The organism is Xylophilus sp. GOD-11R (assembly GCF_033546935.1).
In the GTDB taxonomy this organism is placed as follows: domain Bacteria; phylum Pseudomonadota; class Gammaproteobacteria; order Burkholderiales; family Burkholderiaceae_C; genus Xylophilus.
Map to the genome: position 1 here is coordinate 695,468 of NZ_CP137854.1, position 18,029 is coordinate 713,496.

19 protein-coding genes are annotated in these 18,029 nt (G+C 67.7%); 8 read left to right on the plus strand and 11 right to left on the minus strand.

The genetic code is table 11. The features are described from left to right. Positions 1-24: 24 nt before the first annotated feature. Both R9X41_RS03260 and R9X41_RS03265 read right to left on the minus strand, forming a co-directional pair. Complete coding sequence (locus R9X41_RS03260) at positions 25-522, minus strand: CNP1-like family protein (RefSeq protein WP_318633464.1); 498 nt, start codon at positions 520-522, stop codon at positions 25-27. A gap of 28 nt (positions 523-550) precedes the next feature. Continuing rightward, positions 551-1,207 (minus strand): RNA pyrophosphohydrolase, encoded by a 657-nt coding sequence (locus R9X41_RS03265; protein ID WP_318633465.1) that lies wholly within the window; start codon positions 1,205-1,207, stop codon positions 551-553. 135 nt (positions 1,208-1,342) lie between these two features. Between R9X41_RS03265 and R9X41_RS03270 the strand changes: the two genes are divergently transcribed. Together R9X41_RS03270 and R9X41_RS03275 are read left to right on the plus strand one after the other, a co-directional pair. After that, positions 1,343-3,088 carry a proline--tRNA ligase gene (locus tag R9X41_RS03270; protein ID WP_318633466.1) on the plus strand — a complete coding sequence of 582 codons (1,746 nt, stop codon included), beginning with the start codon at positions 1,343-1,345 and terminating at the stop codon, positions 3,086-3,088. Further along, the gene (locus tag R9X41_RS03275; protein WP_318633467.1) at positions 3,085-3,705 is read left to right on the plus strand and encodes a lytic transglycosylase domain-containing protein; all 621 of its coding nucleotides are present in this window, start codon (positions 3,085-3,087) and stop codon (positions 3,703-3,705) included. Before R9X41_RS03270 ends, R9X41_RS03275 begins: the two co-directional genes overlap by 4 nt. Before the next feature lie 38 nt (positions 3,706-3,743). Here R9X41_RS03275 and R9X41_RS03280 read toward each other — a convergent pair whose 3' ends face one another. Next, complete coding sequence (locus tag R9X41_RS03280) at positions 3,744-4,283, minus strand: PEPxxWA-CTERM sorting domain-containing protein (protein ID WP_318633468.1); 540 nt, start codon at positions 4,281-4,283, stop codon at positions 3,744-3,746. 459 nt (positions 4,284-4,742) lie between these two features. Between R9X41_RS03280 and R9X41_RS03285 the strand changes: the two genes are divergently transcribed. After that, complete coding sequence (locus R9X41_RS03285) at positions 4,743-4,970, plus strand: hypothetical protein (protein WP_318633469.1); 228 nt, start codon at positions 4,743-4,745, stop codon at positions 4,968-4,970. A 1-nt stretch (position 4,971) separates the two neighbouring features. Here R9X41_RS03285 and R9X41_RS03290 read toward each other — a convergent pair whose 3' ends face one another. The 6 genes from R9X41_RS03290 to R9X41_RS03315 all read right to left on the minus strand — a co-directional run bounded on the left by R9X41_RS03290 (position 4,972) and on the right by R9X41_RS03315 (position 12,167). After that, entirely contained in the window at positions 4,972-6,264 is a 1,293-nt protein-coding gene (locus R9X41_RS03290) for a polyamine export protein PaeA (RefSeq protein WP_318633470.1), read from the minus strand. A gap of 40 nt (positions 6,265-6,304) precedes the next feature. Continuing rightward, entirely contained in the window at positions 6,305-7,315 is a 1,011-nt protein-coding gene (locus R9X41_RS03295; protein WP_318633471.1) for an AAA family ATPase, read from the minus strand. A gap of 129 nt (positions 7,316-7,444) precedes the next feature. After that, positions 7,445-8,692, minus strand: coding sequence for a M20 family metallopeptidase (locus R9X41_RS03300; protein ID WP_318633472.1), 1,248 nt, complete (start codon positions 8,690-8,692; stop codon positions 7,445-7,447). 28 nt (positions 8,693-8,720) lie between these two features. Beyond that, positions 8,721-10,514: a 2-oxo-4-hydroxy-4-carboxy-5-ureidoimidazoline decarboxylase gene (gene uraD / locus R9X41_RS03305; RefSeq protein WP_318633473.1), complete on the minus strand. Its 1,794-nt coding sequence runs from the start codon at positions 10,512-10,514 to the stop codon at positions 8,721-8,723. Then, positions 10,511-11,461 (minus strand): allantoinase PuuE, encoded by a 951-nt coding sequence (gene puuE / locus R9X41_RS03310; protein WP_318633474.1) that lies wholly within the window; start codon positions 11,459-11,461, stop codon positions 10,511-10,513. The genes uraD and puuE overlap by 4 nt, the downstream gene beginning before the upstream one ends. Before the next feature lie 25 nt (positions 11,462-11,486). Next, entirely contained in the window at positions 11,487-12,167 is a 681-nt protein-coding gene (locus R9X41_RS03315; protein WP_318633475.1) for a GntR family transcriptional regulator, read from the minus strand. A 129-nt stretch (positions 12,168-12,296) separates the two neighbouring features. Between R9X41_RS03315 and uraH the strand changes: the two genes are divergently transcribed. Further along, complete coding sequence (uraH, locus tag R9X41_RS03320) at positions 12,297-12,647, plus strand: hydroxyisourate hydrolase (protein WP_318633476.1); 351 nt, start codon at positions 12,297-12,299, stop codon at positions 12,645-12,647. Positions 12,648-12,665: 18 nt separating this feature from the next. Here uraH and R9X41_RS03325 read toward each other — a convergent pair whose 3' ends face one another. Then, the gene (locus tag R9X41_RS03325; RefSeq protein WP_318633477.1) at positions 12,666-13,178 is read right to left on the minus strand and encodes a hypothetical protein; all 513 of its coding nucleotides are present in this window, start codon (positions 13,176-13,178) and stop codon (positions 12,666-12,668) included. A 53-nt stretch (positions 13,179-13,231) separates the two neighbouring features. On the opposite strand from R9X41_RS03325, the gene xdhC reads away from it, so the two are divergent. From xdhC to R9X41_RS03340, 3 genes are all read left to right on the plus strand, one after another. Then, a complete protein-coding gene (gene xdhC / locus R9X41_RS03330) occupies positions 13,232-14,062 on the plus strand; it encodes a xanthine dehydrogenase accessory protein XdhC (RefSeq protein WP_318633478.1) in 831 nt (276 codons plus the stop codon). 179 nt (positions 14,063-14,241) lie between these two features. Further along, positions 14,242-15,471 carry a urate hydroxylase PuuD gene (locus tag R9X41_RS03335; RefSeq protein WP_318633479.1) on the plus strand — a complete coding sequence of 410 codons (1,230 nt, stop codon included), beginning with the start codon at positions 14,242-14,244 and terminating at the stop codon, positions 15,469-15,471. Then, the gene (locus tag R9X41_RS03340) at positions 15,468-16,874 is read left to right on the plus strand and encodes an 8-oxoguanine deaminase (protein WP_318633480.1); all 1,407 of its coding nucleotides are present in this window, start codon (positions 15,468-15,470) and stop codon (positions 16,872-16,874) included. Before R9X41_RS03335 ends, R9X41_RS03340 begins: the two co-directional genes overlap by 4 nt. A 30-nt stretch (positions 16,875-16,904) precedes the next feature. Here the strand turns inward: R9X41_RS03340 and R9X41_RS03345 are convergent, their stop codons facing one another. Beyond that, the gene (locus R9X41_RS03345) at positions 16,905-17,459 is read right to left on the minus strand and encodes a TetR/AcrR family transcriptional regulator (RefSeq protein WP_318633481.1); all 555 of its coding nucleotides are present in this window, start codon (positions 17,457-17,459) and stop codon (positions 16,905-16,907) included. A 101-nt stretch (positions 17,460-17,560) separates the two neighbouring features. Here R9X41_RS03345 and R9X41_RS03350 point away from each other — a divergent pair, with 101 nt between their 5' ends. Then, positions 17,561-18,028 (plus strand): nuclear transport factor 2 family protein, encoded by a 468-nt coding sequence (locus tag R9X41_RS03350; RefSeq protein ID WP_318633482.1) that lies wholly within the window; start codon positions 17,561-17,563, stop codon positions 18,026-18,028. The last annotated feature ends 1 nt before the right edge of the window (position 18,029 follow it).

The window sequence follows — 18,029 nt, forward strand, 5'->3', positions numbered from 1 at the left end:
GGCGGCCCGCGGGGCTCGCCAGTTTCAGGGCACCCGACGCAGGATGTCGCTGCTCAGGTTCTGGATGATCTTCTGCGCCGTGCCGCCGGCCGAGGCGTCCTGGCAGATGCCGGATTGCGCGGCGATCAACGAATACCGGGCGGTGCCGCCGTCGTAGAGCGAACCCCATTTGGGATCGGTCACCGGCCGCCAGCCGCCGTCGGTGAAATGCCGGGCGTATTGCTTGACCTCGGCCGTCGCGCAGCGAATGCCTTCGTACATGGCCGTGGTGGTGCCGCTCGACGAGCGGGCGACCAGCACGTAGCGCACGACGCCGTCGCTGTCGGAGGTGATGGTGGTCGGGTCGATGCCGATCTCGAGCGTGGTGCCCACGCGCTTGTCGAGCGGGATCGTCTTGTCCGGGTTGAACGGGGGCGCCGGCTTGATCGGCAGCTCGGTGTAGCCACCCTCCGGCGTGAACAGCAGCCCGGCCGAAGCCGAACCGGCCATCAGCAGCGCGGCGAGGCAGGAAAAGGTCTTCACGCGGGCGCGATGGGAATTTCGAATTTCGTCAACGCGACGCACGGGGAGGCTCCATGGCAAGGCTGGCGGCCGAAGCGCCGCCATGGCCGGAAGGGTCGGGATCGAAGGTGGCACCGGGCGGCAGCTCGAAGCTGCCGGCAGGACCGCCTTGCGGCGCCTCACCGTCGCGCAGCGGACGCATGCTGTTGCGCAGGTAACGGTTACGTGGGTCCTGCCGCGGCAGGAAACGCGCGAGTTCGGTGAGCGCCATTTCGTAGACGCCCCGTTTGAACTCGACCACGACGTCGAGCGGTACCCAGTAGTCGTTCCAGCGCCAGGCGTCGAACTCGGGATGGTTGGTGGCGCGCAGGTTCAGGTCCCAGTCGTGGCCCATGAGCTGCAGCAGGTACCAGATCTGTTTCTGGCCCTTGTAGTGGCCGCGTGCGTCGCGGCGGATGAATCGATCCGGCACCTCGTAGCGCAACCAGTCGCGGGTGCGGGCGACCACACGCACATGCTCGGGACGCAGGCCGACTTCTTCGTGCAATTCACGGAACATGGCCTGCTCGGGTGTCTCGCCGCGATCGATGCCGCCTTGCGGAAACTGCCAGCTATGCGTGCGTATGCGTTTGCCCCAAAAAACCTGGTTGCGCTGGTTGAGCAGGATGATGCCGACGTTGGGCCTGAAGCCTTCCCGGTCAAGCATAATCAAACCCCAATTTTTGAACTGAGACCATTATGCACGTGCGTTATGCGGGTGCATGAGCAGGCAAACACTCAGTGATTGACGGGCCCGCGGCCCGTTCGCACCACCCCCCGCCAGACCGTTCGCACGTCGCTCATGAAAGCCTCCTCCTTCCTCGTTTCCACCCTCAAAGAGGCGCCTGCGGACGCCGAAGTCGCGAGCCATCGGCTCATGATGCGCGCCGGCATGATCAAGAAGCTCGGTGCCGGCATCTACAACTACATGCCGATGGGGCTGCGGGTCATCCGCAAGGTCGAGGCGATCGTGCGCGAAGAGATGAACCGGGCAGGCGCCATCGAGATCACCATGCCGGTGGTGCAGCCGGCAGAGCTATGGCAGGAAACCGGCCGCTTCGAGAAGATGGGGCCCGAGCTGTTGCGCATTCAGGACCGCCACGGCCGTGACTTTGTGATCCAGCCGACCAGCGAGGAAGTGGTGACCGACATTGCCCGCCAGGAGTTCCGCAGCTACAAGCAGCTGCCCAAGAACCTCTATCAGATCCAGACCAAGTTCCGCGACGAGCGACGTCCGCGCTTCGGCCTGATGCGCGGCCGCGAGTTCGTCATGAAGGACGCCTACAGCTTCGACCGCAGCCCGGCCGCAGCGCAAGCCAGCTACCAGAACATGGCGGCCGCCTACCGGCGCATATTCGACCGCTTCGGCCTGCGCTACCGGGCCGTGGCCGCCGACAGCGGCGCCATCGGTGGCGACCTGTCGGAAGAATTCCAGGTGATCGCGGCCACCGGTGAGGACGCCATCGTCTACTGCCCGCAGAGCGATTACGCCGCCAACATGGAAAAGGCCGAGGCGCTGGCGCCGAGCCATGCCCGCCCGGCGCCCGCTCAGCCCATGGCGAAGGTCGCCACGCCCGGCAAGAGCAGCTGCGCCGACGTGGCCGCTTTCCTGGGGCTGGACATCCGCCGCACCATCAAATCGCTGGTGCTGGCTACCGACAAGCTCGACGAGGCAGGCGCCATCGTCGGCAGCGAAGTGTGGCTGCTGCTGCTGCGCGGCGACCACGACATGAACGAAGTGAAGGTCGGCAAGCTGGCCGGCATGGAAGGTGGTTTCCGTTTCGCCACCCTCGGCGAAATCGACGCGCACTTCGGCTGCAAGCCCGGCTATCTCGGCCCGATCGGCCTGAAGCAGCCGCTGAAGATCGTGGCCGACCGGGAGGTCGCGTTGATGTCCGACTGGATCAGCGGCGCCAACGAGCCCGACTTCCACATCGCCGGCATCAACTGGGGCCGCGACCTGCCCGAGCCGGATCTCGTCGCCGACATCCGCAATGTGGTCGACGGCGACGCGTCGCCGGACGGCAAGGGCAGCCTGGCGATCGAGCGCGGCATCGAGGTCGGCCATGTGTTCTACCTGGGTTCCAAGTACAGCGTGGCCATGGGAGCGACCTTCCTGGAAGAAGACGGCAAGCCGCGCCATTTCGAAATGGGCTGCTACGGCATCGGCGTGACGCGCCTGCCGGCGGCCGCCATCGAACAGAACCACGACGAACGCGGCATCATCTGGCCGGACGCGATCGCGCCCTTCACGGCAGTGATCTGCCCGATCGGCATGGACCGCAGCGAGCCGGTGCGCCTCGCTGCCGAACAGCTCTACGCCGACCTGCTGGCCGCCGGCCTCGATGTGCTGCTGGACGACCGCGGCGAGCGGCCGGGCGCGATGTTCGCCGATTGGGAGTTGATCGGCGTGCCGCACCGCATCGTGCTGTCCGACCGGGGACTGAAGGAAGGCACGGTCGAATACCAGCACCGCCGCGACACCGAGGCGACCAAGGTCGCGCTGGCCGACGCCCTTGCCCATGTGAAAGGCCGCCTCGCCGCATGAGCGACCGGCGCCACTGGCTCGCTCTCGGCGCCGCGAGTCTGCTGGCGCCCTGGGGCGTGGCCCGGGCCGGCGCGCAACTGGAGGAACCTTTGGCCGACGCGGTGCGCTCGGCGCTTAGCGCGTCGGTGGCCGATGCCGCGCCGCCGGTCCCCGAATTCGCGAGCACCGCACGGCGCATGGCCTATCTGCGTTGGCTGTCCGCGATGTCCGAGCGGCTGCGGCCCAAGATGGCCGACGGCCCGACCCGGCACGAATTTCTGCAGACTCTGTGGTACGAGTCGCACCGCGCGGGGCTCGACGAATCGCTGGTGCTGGGCTTGGTGCAGGTGGAGAGCGCATTTCGCAAGTTCGCGGTGTCGAGCGTGGGCGCGCGGGGCTTCATGCAGGTGATGCCGTTCTGGATGCGCACCATCGGCAACGGGGAGCCGGAGCGGCTCTTTCATATGCAGACCAATTTGCGTTTCGGCTGCGTGATCCTGCGCTTCTATCTGGATCGTGAGCGGGGCGATACCTTCATGGCGCTGGGCCGCTACAACGGTAGCCGGGGCAGGGCACCTTATCCGGACGCGGTCTACGCGGCGCAAAAGCGCTGGGTGTTCAGCGACAAGGCGGGTTGACGGCCGCCGCGCTGGCGGCCGTCGAACAGGCAGTCGAATCAGGCGATGACGGCCTTGCTCCTGCGACGCGCGATCCCGGCGACCAGGCCAAGGCCAGCCAGCATCATGGCGTAGGTTTCCGGTTCGGGTACGGCTGGCAGCGGTACGAGTTTCAGCACGACCGTGTCGGTGGTGAGTGGGGTCAGGCCCCCCAGGTTGACAAAAAGATTTTTGCCGGCGGTGGTGACCCTGCACTCGCAGAAGTTTGCCAACGTGGTCGATGCCCCCTTGAACGTGCCCGCAAATGATTTTGTCTCATCGGTCAATTTATAGCCATCGAAGAGGGTCTTGAGATAAGGATAGGCAGAGGCGAAGCCGATCGTGAGCGTGTCGCCGCTAAAAGCAAATGTCGCATCGTGATTGAACACGGAACCGCCGGCGGCGATGATTTGGCTCGATAGCGGGGTCGATTGGTAGATGCCGCCGTCGACCACCACTCTCTCCACGCTTACTTTATCGCCGACCACGTCGACTACGCTGGCTTGTGCGGCTGTGGCGGCTGCCAGGGACAAAAGGCTGAGGCAAAGGATACGTCGCATGAATTTTCCTTGAGTGCGTTAAATTCTTTCGAATTGACAAGACGAGGGTTTATGCCGAATCGGTTTCAGCCGGCTCGGCAGTTGAATGTCTCGTCTGGTTCTGTGACCGACAATGATGCAAAGGTGCTTTTGATCAATTCGAACAACTGCATATTTACGTGATCAAGAATGCAATTCTCGTCACTCAGGAGTACTCGCTTACATTCGTTAGGAGCCCGCGGTTGCCTCATGTGTGTTGAGCAGAAGGCGTGGCGATCCAGAAAGATGTTGGGAATGCTTTGATTGGTGGTGAGTCAAAGTAAAATGCCATTACCTGATTGACGCGAACGACTCATTTGCATAATTGGGTAATGCCGATTGCAAGTTAATCGTCCGCGTATCAAAAAAGACAAGTGGTGACATCTTCCGGCGGCGGACGCCAAAAAATATCGTCTTTCGATGTGTATAAGGATTCATACCGTGCCCGCCACCAAAAAACGCCCCGGCCTGTACGCCAACATCCACGCCAAGCAGGAACGCATCAAAAAAGGCAGCGGCGAAAAGATGCGCAAACCCGGCGCCAAGGGCGCGCCGACGGCCGAGTCGTTCGCCAAGTCGGAAAAGACCGCCAAGAAGCCACCGCGCACCAAGACCCACCGCCGCACCCGCCACAAGCGCGGCAAGGCGCGGCACCGCGCCGGGCGCTAGATCAGCCGGCGGGCAGCCGCACCACCATGACCTGGTCGATGCGGAAGCTGTCCACGTCCAGCACCTCGAACTTGTAGCCGCCCCAGGTGACGCTGTCGGTCCGCCGGGGTACGCGGCGCAGCATCACCATCAGGAAACCCGCCAGGGTTTCGTAGTCGCCTTCGTGCGGCAGCGACTCCAGTCCCAGCGCGTGCAGCACGTCCTGGATCGGCGTCACGCCGTCAATCAGCCAGGAGTTCTCGTCGCGCCGCACGATCTGCTCTTCGTCGAGCGGCGAGATGAGGTCGCCCATGACCGTGCTCATCACGTCGTTGAGCGTGACCACGCCCACCACCAGGCTGTATTCGTTGACGATGACCGCGAAGTCATCGCCGACCAGCCGGAACTGCTCCAGCACCTCGGCCAGCGTCAGCCGGTCCGGCACGATCAGCACCTTGCGCACCAGCGCGTCGTCGGCGAGCGAGATCGGCTGGTTGTTGAGTACCCGTTGGAAGAGGTCCTTGGCATCGACATAACCCAGCACCTGGTCAATGTCGCCGTCGCAGACCGGGTAGGTGCTGAACGGTTCGGCCGCGATGCGCAGGCGGATCACCGAGTCCGGGTCGTCGCGCCGGAAGAAGGCGATGCGGTCGCGCGGGGTCATGGCACTGTTGATCAGCCGGGTGTCGAGCTCGAACACGTTGGCGATGAGCTGCTGCTCGCCGGCGGCCAGCACGCCGGCCAGGGCGCCGGCCTCGGTCATGGCCAGGATGTCTTCGGAGGTCACCCGATCGTCGCGCTGCTGCGGCAGGCCGAACAGGGCGAACAGGCCGTCGGCCGCCTTGCCGTACACCCAGGCCAGGGGCGCCAGCGCGGTCATCAGCAGTTGCATCGGCCGCGCGACGCGCACGGCAAGGTGTTCGGGCGCGGTCATGCCCAGGCGCTTGGGGAACAGGTCGGCGAACAGGATGAAGAGCGAGGTGACCACCAGGAAGGAGGCCAGGAATCCGGCTGTCTCCGACGCCTCCAGGCCCAGTGCCAGCGAGAAGAGCCGGGTGAACGCGGGGCTGAGCGCGCCTTCTCCGACGATGCCCCCGAGGATGGCGATGGCGTTCTGCCCGATCTGCACCACGGTGAAGTACGGTCCGGGCTGCTCCTGGATGCGCATCACCCGCTCGGCGCGCGCCTCGCCCTCGTCGGCGAGCTGCCGCAGCCGCAGGCGGCGGGAGGCGGCCAGCGAGATTTCCGCCACCGAGAAGAAGGCGCTGGCGGCGATCAGCAGGGCGATGAGCAGGAGGCTGGTGGACAGTGGCATGGACGCCGGCATTCTCGCCGGCAAAGCCACCGTCCGGGCCTCAGTTCATGAAACCGATGCGACTCCTGCCGCCGGCCGGACGCGGCAGGTCAGCGCTGCCCAGGGCGCTGCGACCGTCCAGCCGGGCATTGCCGAAGGCCACCATCAGGGCGCGCCGCATCTCGCGCGGGGCGAGAGGGGCGAGGCGGTCGAGCAAGGCGTCGCCGGGCGTGTCGTCGAAACGGTGGCCCCAGTCGTGCGAACGGCGGATGGACTGGTAGAGACGCAGGGCGATGTGTCGCGCCTGCTCGGGTGTGGGCGCCGGCACCTCGAAGACGTTCATCCGGTTGAGGATGGGGTCGGGAATGCCGCGTGCGTCGTTGGCGGTAGTGATCCACACGACCTGGCTGGCGTCGATCGGCACTTCGGCGAACTCGTCGACGAAGGCGCCTGCGGTGTCGTGCTCCAGCAGGCCGTAGAGCGCGCCGAGCGGGTCGTATTGCGCGTCGCTGCTGGCCTTGTCGATTTCGTCGACCACGATGACCGGGTTGGCGTACTGGCCGTCGACCAGGGCCTCGAACACCTTGCCCGGCCGCGCGCCCTTCCACTGCGAGGCCGAGCCCGACAGCAGCCAGCCGGCGGTCATCGAGCCCATGGGCACCAGGTTCATGCCGGTACCGATGAGGTCGGCGAGCGCCCGGGCGAAATGCGTCTTGCCGATGCCGGGCGGTCCGAGCAGCAGCATCGGCGTGACCTCCAGGCCGTCGCGGCTGTCCTGGGCCAGCGCGACGTGGCGCCGCACGTCGTCGAGCACTTCGGTGAAATTGGGCAGGTCGTCGTAGAGGCCGGCCATGTGCGGCACGCCGGCCGGCTTGACCTGGAAGCGCTGCGGCCCGCGTTCGAGCATGCGCTCGTAGGTGCTGCGCAGGCTTTCGTGCTCGCGCGGATCGCCATGAAGACCCTGCAGCTTTTCGAGCTTGCGTTCGACGTCGGCCGGATCGAACACGCTGCGCACCTGGGCGATGGGCAGGGTGAACGCAGTGCCTGGCGCGGTGAGTTGCCGTGATTCCATCGAGCATCCCTAGCAGTGAGCCGTGACGAAATCATTGCAGCACAAGGCATGCCAGACGTCCATGGACCGAAAGCCGGTGTTGCGCGGCCCCTACCGCGTTCATCGGCCGATGCCTGCGGCGTGGATCGGTCAGGCCGCGTCGGCCGACAGCAGATCGAGCAGGGTACGGGCGACGACCTTGGTGGCCGCGCGCAGGTCGTCCAGGCGCAGGTGCTCGTCGGCGCGCTTGGCGTTGGACTCGAGCACGGTGCGGGGGCCGGCGCCGTAGATCACGCCGGGCACGCCGGCTTCGGCATACAGGCGCACGTCGGTGTAGAGCGGTGTGCCCATGGCGGCGACGGGTTCGCCGAGCACCGCCTGGCCGTGGCGCTGGATCGCGTCGACCAGCGGCCGGTTGCCCGGCAGCGGGCGCATGGAACGCGCCAACAGCAGGCGGCGCAGGTCGACCGTGACGCCGGGCACCGAAGCCGCGGCCTCGGCGATCACCCGGCGGATGTCGGCTTCGACCTGCACCGGGTCTTCTTCCGGAATCATGCGGCGGTCGAGCTTGAACACCACCTTGCCGGGCACCACGTTGGTGTTGGTGCCGCCCTCGATGCGGCCGACGTTGAGGTAGGGATGGTCGATGCCCTCGACCTCCGACGTCACTTGCCGGTAGAGCGTGTTTTGCGCATAGAGCGCGTTGAGCACCGCGACCGCGCCCTGCAGCGCGTCGATGCCGGTGTGCGGCACGGCGGCGTGGGCCATGCGGCCGTGCACCGTCACCTCCATCTGCAGGCAACCGTTGTGGGCGGTGACCACCTCGTGGGCAAAGCCGGCGGCGATCAGCAGGTCGGGCCGGGTGAGCCCGTTCTTCAGCAGCCAGCCGGGGCCGAGTTCGCCGCCGAATTCCTCGTCGTAGGTGAAGTGCAGCTCGACCTTGCCGTGCAGCGCCGCACCCAGCGATTCGAGCGCGCGCACCGCGAAGCTGAAGCTGGCGAAGTCGCTCTTGCTGACCGCCGACGCGCGGCCGTAGAGGCAGCCGTCGACGATCTCGGCACCGTAGGGGTCGTGTGTCCAGCCATCGCCCGGCGGCACGACGTCGCCGTGGGCGTTGAGGGCGATGGTCGGGCCCTCGCCATAGGCGCGGCGCACGATCAGGTTGGTGATCGATTCCATGCCCGCGGCCTGCACCTCGGCGGCCGGCACCGGATGGCGCTCGGCCGCGAAGCCGAAGCCCGCCAGCAGTTCGGCGGTGCGCTCGGCGTGCGGCGCGTTGTTGCCGGGCGGGGTGTCGGTGGGCACGCGCACCAGCGCCTGCAGAAAGGCCACTTCCTCGTCGAAGTGGGCGTCGATCCAGGCGTCGAGGCGGGCGTAGTCTTGGGATGGGGCGGGCATCGGGAGCAGTCGTCGGTGAAGGGTGCGGTCAGCCGGCGTCGTGCGCCAGGTCGGAGAGAAGATGGCCGAAGGCCAGCACGGCCAGGTCCATGTCGTGGGCGGTGGTGCTTTCCAGCGGGTTGTGGCTGATGCCGGCGTTTTCGCCGCGCACGAAGAGCATGGCTTGCGGCATGACCGTGTGCAGTTTCATCGCGTCGTGGCCGGCGCCGCTGGGCAGGCGATAGAGCGGCAGGCCGAGCGCCTGCACCGCGTTTTCCCAGCGCTGCTGCCAGGCGGGCGCGCTGGGCGCGGCCGACGCCCGCATGGCCTCGTCGAGCTGGAGCGACACCCCGCGCCGCGCGGCGATGGCGCGGGCTTCTTCCAGCACGTCGGCGACCAGTGCGTCGCGTTGCGGATCGGTGGGCGCGCGCAGGTCGAGGCTGAAGCGGCAGGCGCCCGGCACCACGTTGATCGAGCCCGAAGGCACCTGCAGCTGGCCCATCGTGGCGACCGAATCGCCGTCCTGCGCGGCACGTTTTTCCAGATAGAGGGCGAGCTCGGCGGCAGCGGTGGCGGCATCGCGGCGGCGGTTCATCGGCGTGGTGCCGGCGTGGCTGGCCATGCCGGTGAATTCGCCGAGAAAACGCACGCCGCCGTTGATCGAGGTGACGATGCCCAGCGGCAGGTTCAGCTCGTTGAGCACCGGTCCCTGCTCGATGTGGACTTCGACGAAGCCGAGGTAGCGCGCCGGATCGCGGCGCAGCGCGGGGATGTCTTCGAGGCGCAGGCCGGCGTGGGCCATGGCCTCGCGCATGCTGATGCCGTCGGCGTCGCGCTGGTCGAGCCAGGCGGGCTGGAAGTCGCCGACCAGCGCGCCCGATCCCAGGAAGGTGGCCTTGTATCGCTGGCCCTCTTCCTCGGCGAAGGCGACGATCTCGATGCCGAAGGGCAGGCGCTGGCCGGCGCGGTGCAGCTCGGCCACGCAGGCCAGCGGCACGTAGATGCCGAGCCGGCCGTCGTACTTGCCGCCGTTGCGCACCGTGTCGTAGTGGGAGCCGGTGAGCAGTGCCGGCGCTTCGCGCCGGGTGCCTTCGTAGCGGCCGACCACGTTGCCGACCGCGTCGATGACCACGCTGTCGCAGCCGGCGTCGCGCATGTCCTGCACGATGCGGCGCGCGCAGGCCCGGTGGGCGTCGGTGAGGTAGGTGACGGTGAGCTGGCCCAGTTCCTTGAAGCCGGGGTCGCTCTCTTCGGCCAGACGCTCCTGCCAGTCCCAGACCTGGTTGCCCAGCGTGGGCTCCACGCCGAACTTGTCGGCCAGGCGGATCTCGGCGATGCGGTGGATGTTGCGCAGGGCTTCCTCGCGCTCGAATTCCGGATGGTGTTGCAGCCGCCGTGCGAAGGCTTCGACGATGCGCCCGCGTGGCAGGCCGCCGCCGCGTGCGCCGCGCACCGCCAGCACGAAGGGAAAACCGAACTTTGCGTTGTAGTCGGCGTTGAGCTGCTGGATGCGGTCGAACTCCTGCGGGCTGCAGTCGGTGAGGCCGGCGCGCGATTGTTCGCCGGTGGATTCGGCGGTGAGCGTGCGCGACACCATCGCCTTGCCGGCGAGCTCGGGGTGGGCGCGGATCAGGTCGAGCTGCTCCTGCGCGGCGGCCGACGACACCGTCTGCGCCAGCGCATGCTTGAACTGCGCCAGCGAGCCGAAGGGCGCGGCGCGCGCCACGGTGCGCTCCACCACCCACGGCGAATGCTCGTACAGGCCCTCGAGCAGGATCGCGGCCTCGGCGGGCGTGGCGGTGTTGATCTGCTCCAGCGTCAGGGCAGCGGTGGCTTCGCTCATGCGGCGCTCTCCGGGTAAGGGTGTTCGGCGATCCAGTGGCGGGCGATGTCGAGTCGGCGGCAGACCCACACGCGGTCGTGGCGGGCGATGTGGTCGAGGAACTTCTGCAGCGCCACGATGCGGCCCGGCCGGCCGAGCAGGCGGCAGTGCATGCCGATGCTCAGCATGCGCGGCGTGTCGGCGCCCTCGGCGTAGAGCGCGTCGAAGCTGTCGCGCAGGTAGGTGAAGAAGTCGTCGGACTGCACGAAACCCTGGGGCATGGCAAAGCGCATGTCGTTGGTGTCGAGCGTGTAGGGCACGACCAGGCGCGGCACGACCTGGCCGTCGGAGCGCGCCACCTTCATCCAGAAGGGCAGGTCGTCGCCGTAGTAGTCGCTGTCGTAGAGCGTGCCGCCCTCGTCGGCCAGCAGGCGCCGGGTGTTGGGGCTGTCGCGGCCGGTGTACCAGCCCAGCGGCCGGGTGCCGGTGAGGCGCTCGATGGCGTCCAGGCCCAGGCGCATGTGTTCGCGTTCCTGGGCTTCGTCCATGTTCTGGTAGTGGATCCAGCGCCAGCCGTGGCAGGCGATCTCGTGGCCCGCCTCGGCGAGCGCGCAGGCGAGTTCGGGATAGCGTTGCAGCGCCATGCCGATGCCGAAGACGGTCAGCGGCAGGCCGCGTTTGTCGAACTCCTTCAGGATGCGCCACACGCCGACCCGCGAGCCATATTCGTAGATGCTCTCCATGCTCATGTGCCGGGCCGGGTAGGCGGCTGGGTTGAACATCTCGGAGAGAAACTGCTCCGAGCCAGGGTCGCCGTGCAGGGTGGCGTTTTCGGCGCCTTCCTCGTAGTTCAGGACGAACTGCACCGCGATGCGGGCACGGCCCGGCCAGTTGGCCTGCGGCGGGTTGCGGCCGTAGCCGGCCAGGTCGCGCGGATAGGGCAGGGTGGTGTCGAAGATCTGGGCCATGGAGGTGTCGGTCGGGATCGGGGTCTCAGGCGGCGAGCGCCTTGGCGATGTCGTTGCTGGGCGGCCGGCGGTCGAAGGCGAGGTTTTCCTCGACGTGCTGCAGATGCTCGTCCATCAGCCGGGCGGCCCGTTCGGCGTCGCGCGCGGCCAGGGCCTTCACGATCTCTGCATGCTCCTCGTAGGAATGCGTGGCGGCGGCCGACGATTGGTACATGAGCGTGATGAGGGCGCAGCGCGAGATGAGGTCGTCGAGCAGCTGGGCCAGGACGGTGTTGCCCATGAGCTCGGCCATGCGCACGTGGAAGTCGCCGAGCAGCTCGGTGCGGCCGGTGATGTCGTCACGCTCCACGGCGGCCTTTTCCAGGGCGACATGGTTCTTGAGCGCCTTGATGCGCGCTGGCGTCATGGTGCGCACGAAGTCGCGCGCCATGCCGGATTCGAGCATGCGGCGCACCGCGAACACCTGCCGTGCCTCGTCGGCCGAAGGCGCCGAGACGAAAGCCCCGCGCGCCGGCTCCAGCCGCACCAGCCGGTTCTGCGCGAGCTGGAACAAAGCTTGCCTCACCAGGGTGCGCGACACCCCGAAATGGTCGGCCAGCTTCTGTTCGGCCAGCTTGGCACCGGGATGGAGCCGATGCTCGACGATCGCCCGGGTGAGGGATTCGACGATGGCGGAGGTCGAGGAACCGGCGGAAGGTGTCTGCATGAACGGCGGATGAAGGCGAGGCCTGTCGGAAAGCAAAAGTGTATACACTTTTGGTCGACCGTGGACGCCTCGGCCCGAGTGGAGCCGGCGGCGCGCGAATTATTCTTTACCCAAGCAAGGAGCATTCCGATGGGCCTCAGTACCCATGTTCTCGACACCATGCACGGCTGCCCGGCGGCGGGCATGGAGATCGCGCTTTTTCGCACCGAGGGCGAGCAGGTCACGCTGGTGAGCCGCTACACCCTCAATGCCGACGGTCGCACCGACACCCCGCTGTTCGACGCCGCTTCGCTGCGCGCCGGTACCTACCGGCTGGTGTTCGACGTGGCCGGCTACTTCGGGCAGCGCGGCGTGAGCCTGCCGCAGCCGAGCTTTCTGAACCGGGTGCAGCTCGACTTCGGCGTGGCCGACGTCAGTCAGCACTATCACGTGCCGCTGCTGGTCAGCCCGTGGAGCTACTCCACCTACCGCGGGTCCTGAGCCTTGCGACGCCGCTGCTCAGTTCTGGCCTTCGGTGAGGGTGTCGAGCTGGAACTTGCCGCTCTTGTCCCACAGCCAGGTGTCGGTATAGGTCATGCGACCGATGCGGGCCGGCGCCGGAAAGGGCGAGGCGCGCCGGATGGTGGCTTCGATCTCCTTGATGACTTCCGGCGCATGGCGCGGCGCGCGCATCCAGCTCATGCCGGTGACCCGGCCGGTGGCGTCCAGATGCACCTGCAAGGTGCCGATGGCGTAGAGCAGCGGCGGCAGCTTGCCTTTGTAGATGCGTTCGGCGTTCAGGCCGTAGAGGTGGGTGGCGCCGTCCTGCCGGTAGGCACGTTCGGTGGTGGCGGCCGAGACGCGGGCCGAGCCCTTCTGTGCCGGCACGGGGCCGATCACCGCCGGGGCCGTGGCGGGCGGCCCGCCGGTGGGCACCTGTTCGGGCGGTGCGGAGCGGCAGGAGCAGAGCAGGGCGGCGATACCGCCGAAAAGCGCGGCGATGCGACGGGACAGCGATCGGGGAGCAGGCATAACCTGCGAGTGTCGCCGCAGTCGGCCGCCCCGGAGCGGCCGAGGTGCTGCGGATGAACCCGCTGCGCCGACTGCTGCAAGGCCTGGCCGCCGCCCGCGCGGTGCTGGTCGAGGTCGAATCCACCCAGGGCTCGGCACCGCGCGAGGCCGGCACCTGGATGGCGGTGTTCGCCGACCGCATCGTGGCGACCATCGGCGGCGGCCGGCTGGAATTCGACGCCGTCGCCGCCGCCCGCGCTCTGCTGGCCGAACCCTCGCGGACCGCGCTGGCCAGCCGCCGCTACGCGCTGGGGCCATCGCTCGGCCAGTGTTGCGGTGGCGTGGTCGTGCTGCGCTACACGGCGGTCGACGCCGCCGATATTCCCGCCCTGCGGCAAAGGCTCGCCGGCGCGCAGGTGCCGGTGGCGCTGTTCGGCGGCGGCCATGTGGGCGCGGCCCTGGCGCGGGTGCTGGCGTCGCTGCCGTTTTCGCTCACCTGGATCGACAGCCGCGACGAGATCTTTCCACCAGAGCTCGCCGAGGGCGATGCCGACATCACCTGCGAACATTCCGACCCGGTACAGGCGGCGGTGCCCGGCCTGGCGCCCGGCTCGCGGGTGCTGATCATGAGTTTCAGCCATGCCGAAGACCTGGACGTGGTGGCCGCCTGCCTGCAGCGCCGCCGCACCCGGGGCGATCTGCCCTTCATCGGCCTCATTGGCAGCCACACCAAATGGGCCACCTTCCGCGGCCGCCTGCGCGCGCGCGGTTTCTCCGATGAAGAACTGGCCGCCGTGACCTGCCCGATCGGCGTGCCGGGCATCACCGGCAAGGAGCCCGAAGTCATCGCCGTGGCGGTGGCGGCACAGTTATTGCAAACACTGGCTCCGTCGCGCGAGGCGTGAAGCGGCTTTTTGTATACACTCTCGCGCACAAAAAAACAGGCCGCAGCGGAGCATGGGATTTCTTTCTTTTCGAAGGGAGATGACCCCGGTTCGCGGCCCATGCTGCTCAGAGCGCCCGCAGTGGTGAGCAGCGGTCATAAAGAAAGACGGCGACGCCCCTCGCCGCAAGGTCACGACCGATGGAAAGCTATCTTCTCGACTGGGCCAACCTGCTGCTGCGCTGGGTCCACGTCATCACCGCCATCGCCTGGGTGGGCTCCTCCTTCTATTTCGTCTTTCTCGACAGCAGCCTGACGACGCCGGAAGAAGAAAAACTGCGCGGCGAGGGCGCCACCGGCGAACTCTGGGCGGTGCACGGCGGCGGCTTCTACCACCCGGTCAAGTACCAGGTGCAGCCGCCCAAGCTGCCGTCGCACCTGCACTGGTTTTTCTGGGAGAGCTACACCACCTGGCTCACCGGCTTCTCGCTGTTCACGGTGTCCTACCTGTGGAACGCCGGCACCTATCTCATCGACAAGTCGCGCATGGACTGGCAGCCGGGCGCGGCCATCGCCGTGGCGCTGTCGTTCCTGGTGGTGTTCTGGATGCTCTACGACTTCGTCTGCCAGACCTTCGGCAAGCGCAAGAACGGCGACGCCATCGTCGGCGGCATCCTGCTGGTGCTGGTGTGCGCCGCCTCCTGGCTGGCCTGCCACTGGTTCGCCGGGCGAGCGGCCTTTCTGCTGGTGGGCGCGATGATCGCCACCACCATGAGCGCCAACGTGTTCTTCTGGATCATCCCGGGCCAGAAGAAGGTGCTGGAATCGATCAAGGCCGGCCGGCCGGTGGACCCGATCCACGGCCAGCGCGGCAAGCAGCGCAGCGTGCACAACACCTACTTCACGCTGCCGGTGATCTTCGCGATGCTGTCCAACCACTACAGCTTCACCTACAGCCATCCGCAGAACTGGGCGGTGCTCATTTTGATGATGTTCGCCGGCGCGGCGATCAGGCAGTTCTTCGTGCTGCGCCACGGCTACAAGCTCGGCCGCAACCGGCATCCCCTCGCCTATGCCGCCGTCGGCGTGGCGGTGATCGCCGCCGTCATCTGGTGGCTGCGGCCGGCGCCCGCTGCGCCTTTGACGCCCGAGCAGGCGGCCGCAGCCGCTGCCGCAGCCGCCTCGCCGGCCGGTTACGCCCAACTCAAGCCGGTGCTGGAGCAGCGCTGCTACCTGTGCCACGGCGCCACGATGCAGATGAAGAACGTGCGCCTGGACTCGCCCGAATCGGTGAAGCAGCATGCCGACGCCATCTACCAGCAGGCGGTGGTCAGCAAGATCATGCCGCTCAACAACGCCACCGGCATCACCGACGCCGAGCGCGCCCTCATCGGCCGCTGGTTCCAGGCCGGCGCCAGCGTCGCGCCATGAGCGACGCGCGCACCCTGCTGATCCGCAACGCCCGCTGCATCGCCACCCAGGACGACGCCGGCACCGAGCTGCGCGATGCCTCGATCCTGATACGGGGCAAGGTCATCGAGGCCATCGGCCCGGCCGACGCCATGCCGCTCATGGCCGACGAGGTCATCGACGCGCGCGGGCACCTGGTCACGCCCGGGCTGGTGAACACGCACCACCACATGTACCAGTCGCTCACCCGGGCGATTCCCGGCGTGCAGGATGCGGAACTGTTCTCCTGGCTGCGCGGCCTCTATCCGATCTGGGCCGGGCTCACGCCGGAGATGGTGCGGGTGTCCACCCAGGTCGCCATGGCCGAACTGCTGCTGTCGGGCTGCACCACCAGCAGCGACCACCTCTATATCTATCCCAACGGCGTGCGGCTCGACGACAGCATTGAAGCCGCCGCGGCGATCGGCATGCGCTTCACCGCCTCGCGCGGCAGCATGAGCGTCGGCCAGAGCCAGGGCGGGCTGCCGCCGGACGCCGTGGTGGAGCGCGAAGACGCCATCCTGCGCGACACCCGCCGGCTGATCGAAACCCACCACGACGCCAGCCACGGCGCCATGACGCAGGTGGCGGTGGCGCCCTGTTCGCCGTTCAGCGTCAGCCGCGCGCTCATGCGCGACAGCGCCGAACTCGCGCGCGCCTACGGCGTGCGGCTGCACACCCACCTGGCAGAGAACGACCACGACATCGCCTACAGCCGCGAGAAGTTCGGCGCCAGCCCGGCCGAATACGCCGAGTCGCTCGGCTGGCTCGGCCAGGACGTCTGGCATGCCCACTGCGTCAAGCTCGACGGGCCCGGCATCGGCCTCTTTGCTCGCAGCGGCACCGGCGTGGCGCACTGCCCCTGCAGCAACATGCGGCTGGCCTCGGGCATCGCCCCGGTACGCCGCATGTTGGATGCCGGCGTGCCCGTCGGCCTGGGCGTTGACGGCAGCGCCAGCAACGACGGCGCCGACCTGCTGGGCGAGGCCCGCCAGGCGCTGCTGCTGGCCCGCGTCGGCCGTGCGTTGGAACCCTTCGGCTGCGACCACGGTCCGGCCGAGATGACCGCCCGCGACGCGCTGGCCTTGGCCACACGCGGCGGCGCCCGGGTGCTCGGCCGCGCGCACGACATCGGGCAGATCGCGGTCGGCTACTGCGCCGACCTGGCGCTGTTCGACCTGGGCTCGCTCGCCTTCGCCGGCGGCGCGGTACACGACCCGGTCGGGTCGCTGCTGCTGTGCGCCAGCGCGCCGGCGGCGTGGACGGTGGTCGACGGACGCGTCGTCGTGCGGCAAGGCCGGCTCGCCACGGTGGAACTGGAGCCGCTGATCGAGCGGCACAACCGGCTGGCGATGGAGCTGGCCGAGGCGGCACGAGCGGCCTGATGCGATGCGGGCCGCCGGCCCGCGATGCGCTCAGTTTTCCAGTGCCGCGAGCAGCGCGCGCAGGTCGGCGGCGGCGTTGTCGGGCGCGCCGATCTGCGCCTGCACGATCGCGCCATCCACGGCCAGCGCGGCCATGGCGGCGGTGCGGTCGGCGCTGGTGTCGTCGGCCGGCAGCAGGGCGCGTATCACCTCGCCCATCTCGCGTTTGTGCGCCGCCGCCGCAGCGCGGGTGTCGGCCGGATCGCCGCCGGTCTCGGCCACGGCGTTGATGAAGGCGCAGCCGCGAAAGCCCGGCTGCGTGAACCATTCCTGCATCGCATCGGCCAGTGCCGACAGTCCGCGCGAGGCGCCGCCGTGCCGGCCGAGGGCGTCGACGAACCAGCCCATCCAGAGATCGTGCCGATAGTCGAGAAAGGCGCGCACCAGGACGTCCTTGCTTGGGAAATGTCGGTAGAAGGTGACCTTGGTCACCGCCGCCTCGGCGATCACCCGGTCGATACCGGTGGCGCGGATGCCGTCGCGGTAGAAGAGGGCGTGTGCGGTGCGCAGCAGCCGGTCGCGGGCGGCAGAGGTCTCGAGGGTCATCGTTCGCATTCTAGTAGACAGGTTCGTCTACCTTGGGTATCGTGACATGTAGACAAGTCTGTCCACTTTCATCCTTCATTCTTTCGAGGAGTCGATCCGCCATGGAAACCAAGCCGCCGCTGCCGCCCTTTACCGCCGAATCCGCCGCGCAGAAGGTGCGCATGGCCGAAGACGCCTGGAATTCGCGCGATGCGGATCGGGTGGTGCAGGTCTACACGCACGACACGCGCTGGCGCAACCGGGCGGAGTTTCCGGTCGGCCGGGAGCAGGTACACGGATTTCTGGTGCGCAAATGGCAACGCGAACTGGACTACCGGCTGATCAAGGAGTTGTGGGCCTTCACCGGCAACCGCATCGCGGTGCGTTTCGCCTACGAATGGCACGACGACTCGGGGCAGTGGTTCCGCAGTTACGGAAACGAGAACTGGGAGTTCAATGAACAGGGGCTGATGCAGCGGCGGTTCGCGAGCATCAACGATCTGCCGATTGCCGAAGGAGATCGCCTGTTCTTCTGGCCGCTGGGGCGGCGGCCGGACGATCATGCGGGCTTGTCGGACCTGGGTTTGTAGA